This window comes from Deferrivibrio essentukiensis, assembly GCF_020480685.1.
GTDB lineage: Bacteria > Chrysiogenota > Deferribacteres > Deferribacterales > Deferrivibrionaceae > Deferrivibrio > Deferrivibrio essentukiensis.
In genome coordinates this window covers 1-4,403 of the sequence record NZ_JAJAFU010000042.1, presented here as the reverse complement: position 1 = coordinate 4,403, position 4,403 = coordinate 1, and the positions used below count along the sequence as shown (strand labels likewise).

6 protein-coding genes are annotated in these 4,403 nt (G+C 34.0%); all 6 read right to left on the bottom strand.

From position 1 onward, the window contains the following. Positions 1-283: 283 nt before the first annotated feature. Positions 284-1,258, bottom strand: coding sequence for a transposase (locus LF845_RS11625; RefSeq protein ID WP_242821180.1), 975 nt, complete (start codon positions 1,256-1,258; stop codon positions 284-286). Positions 1,259-1,326: 68 nt separating this feature from the next. Next, a complete protein-coding gene (locus LF845_RS11970; RefSeq protein ID WP_278252260.1) occupies positions 1,327-1,458 on the bottom strand; it encodes a hypothetical protein in 132 nt (43 codons plus the stop codon). An 11-nt stretch (positions 1,459-1,469) separates the two neighbouring features. Further along, the gene (gene traV / locus LF845_RS11620; protein ID WP_242821179.1) at positions 1,470-2,084 is read right to left on the bottom strand and encodes a type IV conjugative transfer system lipoprotein TraV; all 615 of its coding nucleotides are present in this window, start codon (positions 2,082-2,084) and stop codon (positions 1,470-1,472) included. Then, a complete protein-coding gene (locus LF845_RS11615; protein ID WP_242821178.1) occupies positions 2,081-2,392 on the bottom strand; it encodes a hypothetical protein in 312 nt (103 codons plus the stop codon). The genes traV and LF845_RS11615 overlap by 4 nt, the downstream gene beginning before the upstream one ends. After that, on the bottom strand, positions 2,392-3,714 hold the full coding sequence (locus LF845_RS11610; RefSeq protein WP_242821177.1) for a TraB/VirB10 family protein: 1,323 nt from the start codon (positions 3,712-3,714) through the stop codon (positions 2,392-2,394). The genes LF845_RS11615 and LF845_RS11610 overlap by 1 nt, the downstream gene beginning before the upstream one ends. A 3-nt stretch (positions 3,715-3,717) precedes the next feature. Further along, positions 3,718-4,403, bottom strand: a 686-nt coding sequence (locus LF845_RS11605) for a TraK domain-containing protein (protein ID WP_242821176.1), incomplete at its 5' end; no start/stop codon positions are given.

The window sequence follows — 4,403 nt, the reverse complement described above, 5'->3', positions numbered from 1 at the left end:
AATGCAAAAAAAAGCAAAAAAAAGGAAAGCAAAAAAAAGGACAGGCACTTATAAATAGTCCTTTTATTCTCAAAAGGATATCCTTTTTAATTGTATTTTGATTTGTTATTAAATAAAGAACAAGAATATAAATTAATTTGAGATAATTTTGCTAAATGTAGATAGAAAGTGAACAAAAAATTACTAAAATTAAAACTAAATTTAAAAAGATGCAATCGTAATGGCCACGGTTAACGAAAAAAACAAATGTAAATATATCATATCAAATACCCAGGCCAACAGATTACGCCGCAAATATTTTTTTGGCGGCTTTAATCCCTTTCATCCCCTTGAGGTTTCTTGTTGTATAGAGGCGGTGGATGATTTCGGGAGACCCTACAGCGTTGCCAAATTCTTTCAGCAGCTTATGAGAATACTCCGCAAAACCATCAGCGGATATACCAAGTCTTTCCAAAATTTTAGGTTTATTTTTATCAATGCTGCCTTTTTTGTCTTCTCTTACAACTCTTCCAAGCCAATCAACAAGCTCTAAATATTCTTTAAATCCAAATGGGATAGCATTTCTTTCTTTTTCTTCCGTATCAAATTTCATTAGTTTATGAGGTACTTTTGATTCTTTTTCACATTCTATACGTTCTTTTATGGAAGTAAAATCAGATGATTCAGGTAATTCAGCAATACCTGCGCGAATAGGATTTAAATCAACATAGGCAAGTGCAGACAATATTGCTTTTTCATCAAGCAATGCCTGACATTTGAATCTGCTTTCCCAGAAGTGACCTTTTGTGCTATCTTCTTTATTGGCACGCCGGGAAATGTATTCGTTTAATGACTTCATAAACCAGGAAATATCATATAATCTTTCTCTTATCTTGTGAATGTAATCTTCTGTAAGCTCTTTTTCGTAAGTAGGTAATTTACTGCTATCTTTAAGATAAGTGTTTGCATAGTCAGGTAATTTATATAGTTTTTTCCACCTACTCAAAACTTCTTCATCCGTTAATTCAGAGACAGCTTCTGGGTCAATTTTAAGGACAATATGATAATGATTACTCATAATAGCATAGCCAGCAATATGGACAGAATAAATTTCAGTAAGTTGTTTCATTCTATCGACAATCCACTGGCGGCGGTGGTCAAAGTCTTTGCCGGTAGCAGAATCAACACCGCACAAAAAAGCTCTACGGACACATCTTGATACACAGTGATACCAGCCGGTATCTTCAAGGGAAACAAAGCTGCTTCTTGGTCTGGTCATGGCTGCCTCCTGATGGATAAACAATAGCAGATTTGGGTAAAAAGGTCAAGAAATAAATGCCTGTCCTTTTATTTTGTTTTATTTTGCCATCCATCACGCAAAGCATAAATACCGTCTTTTACATAATGATATACGCTTAAATAATCCGCTATCCTTCCTCGCTCAAATATTGCCTGTAGATTTTTTACCGCCAATCCCATGTATTTCTCCCCTATTTTACAATTTTGCTTTCAGGCAGATATGGCATAAGCGGATTAAACTGTTTGCTCTGTCTTAATATTTTTGTCTGTTCGCTTTCTGGAATAAATAACCAGTCAGATTTTTTCCTAACCGCATAAATGTAATGGCTATATACTAAATCGCCTGTATCAGTTTTATATGGAGCAATCCAGATACTGATAACTTCATCAGGTTGTCTTAAAGGAATGCCCTCGTCGGCTCTCAAAGCTTTGTATAATGTCTCATTGCCGGTTGCTAAGATTTTAAGCTTTGTGTTTTTATCTTCAATTTTTGCCTGTTTTTTAAGTTTTTCATATTCTTTACTTGCCCTATAAACGCAATCGTTATATTCAAAATTCCCTTTGTTTTCGCTTGAATTCTTTAGAAATCCGCATTTTTCTTCAATGTAAGTATCTTTGTCAGGCAAATCTTTAAACTTTAATGTTTCAATATTATGTCTATTCTGATAAACTGTTGTAACATCAGCGCAAACTCCTGTGCCTTTGGCAGGACATTTAAATTCAGTTGCTCCCGGACTAAGCATCTTTGCGCAACCTGAAAACATTACCGCGAAACTTATTAATAACATTATTGCTGGTTTTCTCATTTCTTTCTCCTTACAAGATCAAATGTAGCATAATAAAATCTACCGCCTTGTGATGCTGAAACATTCATCTCAAAGTTATACACACCGACACAATCTGGAAATTTCAAACATATATTTTCTGTCGTTTTTAATAGCTCTTCAATACCAAGACCGACATCCATATAAAGCGGTTGAGTTCTATAACTATAAGCCATCGTAATTAACTCATATCTGCTATGATCAAAATCCGTCTTTGCCATTGTTATATCCCTCGCAAAAGCTACCGTTGAAATTATTAATAAAAACGCTATAAAAACGCTTTTTTTCATCACTCTACCTCCTTTATGTCATAGTTTATTGTTTGAACTATTTTCTTCTTATCTAAAATTAGCTCTTTTCCGTCTTTAATAACCACGGTTACTGTTCTGCCAGCTCCAACCTCAATTACAGGAAACATACTTTCGGCCATTTTCATATAAAAATCAGCGAGTCTTTTCATTGCTTCGCCTACCCCTGTGTATCCGGCAACCTGAAACGCTTTATCTGGATCAATTGTCGTTACAGAACCTTCTGGAGTTACGCTAATATTGCTTGCAGTTGATGAAAATGCTTTTGCAACACCCTCAGCAAAACCAGCAAGCAACGCTTTTGCCAATACAGACCCTTGCTTTGATACCAGACGGCCACGAACACCAACCTTGCCATCCTCCCCTATTATCCATCCTTCAATATCCGTATCGATTACCTGCTTGTCTTTATCTATACAGGACAGTTTCACTAATCTGATATAAGCCCTTTCGCTTGACAAATCGCCTCTGCCCGAACCTAAAAGAAAACAGTCAACAATGTCTGTTGAGTAATTATTTGGCAGTATTGCGTCTTTGTTTATGTTGATTAATACAGGCTGAGGATTACTCGTTCCTGCCTGCATTGTTGGAGCGTCAAGACCTGTTAGCAATATACCCTCAAAAAAACTGCCCGATGGAATGTATATGGATTTTTTTGGTTTTTCTTTTTTTGCTGTGGCAGGTTCCTGTGCAGGTTTGTATACTCTTATTCCCACATCTTTCTTGTTTGCAGAATTATTGGTTAGTCTTTTGTCAAAATTAGTATTCGCATTAATTTTTTTTGTATAAGCAACTTTGTTGTTATTGTTTTTTGGTGCTGGTGGTGGTGGAAGTAAATTTAAATTGAATTTAGTTGCTTTAGTTGCTTCTGGTTCTTTTTCCTTTTTTTCTTTATACTTTGCTAAAACTTCTTTCTCTATCTGTTTTGCATCTTCTTTTTTTACCATTTCTTTTGCATCACTAATGGTATTTTGATTTTTGTATGTTTCTATAACTTTCTTCTGTTCCTCAACCGTCTTTTTTAACTGTTCATTTTCTTTTTTTATTTTCTCAAGTTCTGACTCAATATATACTTTCCAGGAATTTCTTTTATCTTCATCTGTAATTATGGAATCTTTCCGGACAACTCTATTTTTTTTAGCAAACTCTTTTACCTTATTCGCATAACTAAAATAACTGTATGCAATAATACCTAAAACAACAACTATTGCAGCTATACCGATATAAATTCTTTTTCTATTTAAGATGTCTTCGTTTGTAACCAACCCATCTTTGTTAAATAAACTTTTAATTTTATCAAGCATTTGTCACCTCACAATATAGAGTAAGGTCTCTTCGCCTTTTGCAAGATTATGGTTTTCGATGCTGATTGCCTTCATACCAATCATATAAAAAAAAGGTTCTTCAAGATATAAAGCCTTATCGGAAATATTTTTTACTTTCCAGACTTCAGCGCTATACTTATAGCCCTGGTATGTTCTAAGTTTTGTTAATTCCAGTTCGTTAGTTTTGATTGTTTCATTATCCGCTTCTAATACAGAATAACCTTTTACTTTTCCTGTTTTTGAAATTGACACGATAATGTTCCTTATCGCTTTTTCATAAGGTATAGATTTTTCTTCTTCATAGACTTTTTTCATCTCTGCTGTTTTGTCGGTAAACTCTATCGTTTGTGATGGAATGTCTTTTGGATTTAAAATAATATTAATTGTCGTTTCATCAGGGTCATTCAGCATAATGAATAATTCGGTTGGCACTTTTTCAATTAGTTTTATAAAAACATTTTTACCTCTGATGTTCATAGATAAATCTTTGCTTGATTGGACCTCTTTAATTTGATATGGAAATCTCAAAAGATTGACGTCTTTTATCGATGCGTTGATAAATTTGTTACCTACAAGCTCACGAAAATCTTTTTTGATGACGCTAGCATATATAGTTGATGTAACACTTATAATTAAAGCCGTAAAAATTAATAATTTTTTCATTTTAC

What these genes read in the sequence shown, in the direction of transcription:
- LF845_RS11970 (WP_278252260.1), bottom strand. Translation starts at nt 1,458, where the DNA reads ATGGGATTGGCGGTAAAAAATCTACAGGCAATATTTGAGCGAGGAAGG.
- traV (WP_242821179.1), bottom strand. Translation starts at nt 2,084, where the DNA reads ATGAGAAAACCAGCAATAATGTTATTAATAAGTTTCGCGGTAATGTTT.
- LF845_RS11625 (WP_242821180.1), bottom strand. Translation starts at nt 1,258, where the DNA reads ATGACCAGACCAAGAAGCAGCTTTGTTTCCCTTGAAGATACCGGCTGG.
- LF845_RS11610 (WP_242821177.1), bottom strand. Translation starts at nt 3,714, where the DNA reads ATGCTTGATAAAATTAAAAGTTTATTTAACAAAGATGGGTTGGTTACA.
- LF845_RS11615 (WP_242821178.1), bottom strand. Translation starts at nt 2,392, where the DNA reads ATGAAAAAAAGCGTTTTTATAGCGTTTTTATTAATAATTTCAACGGTA.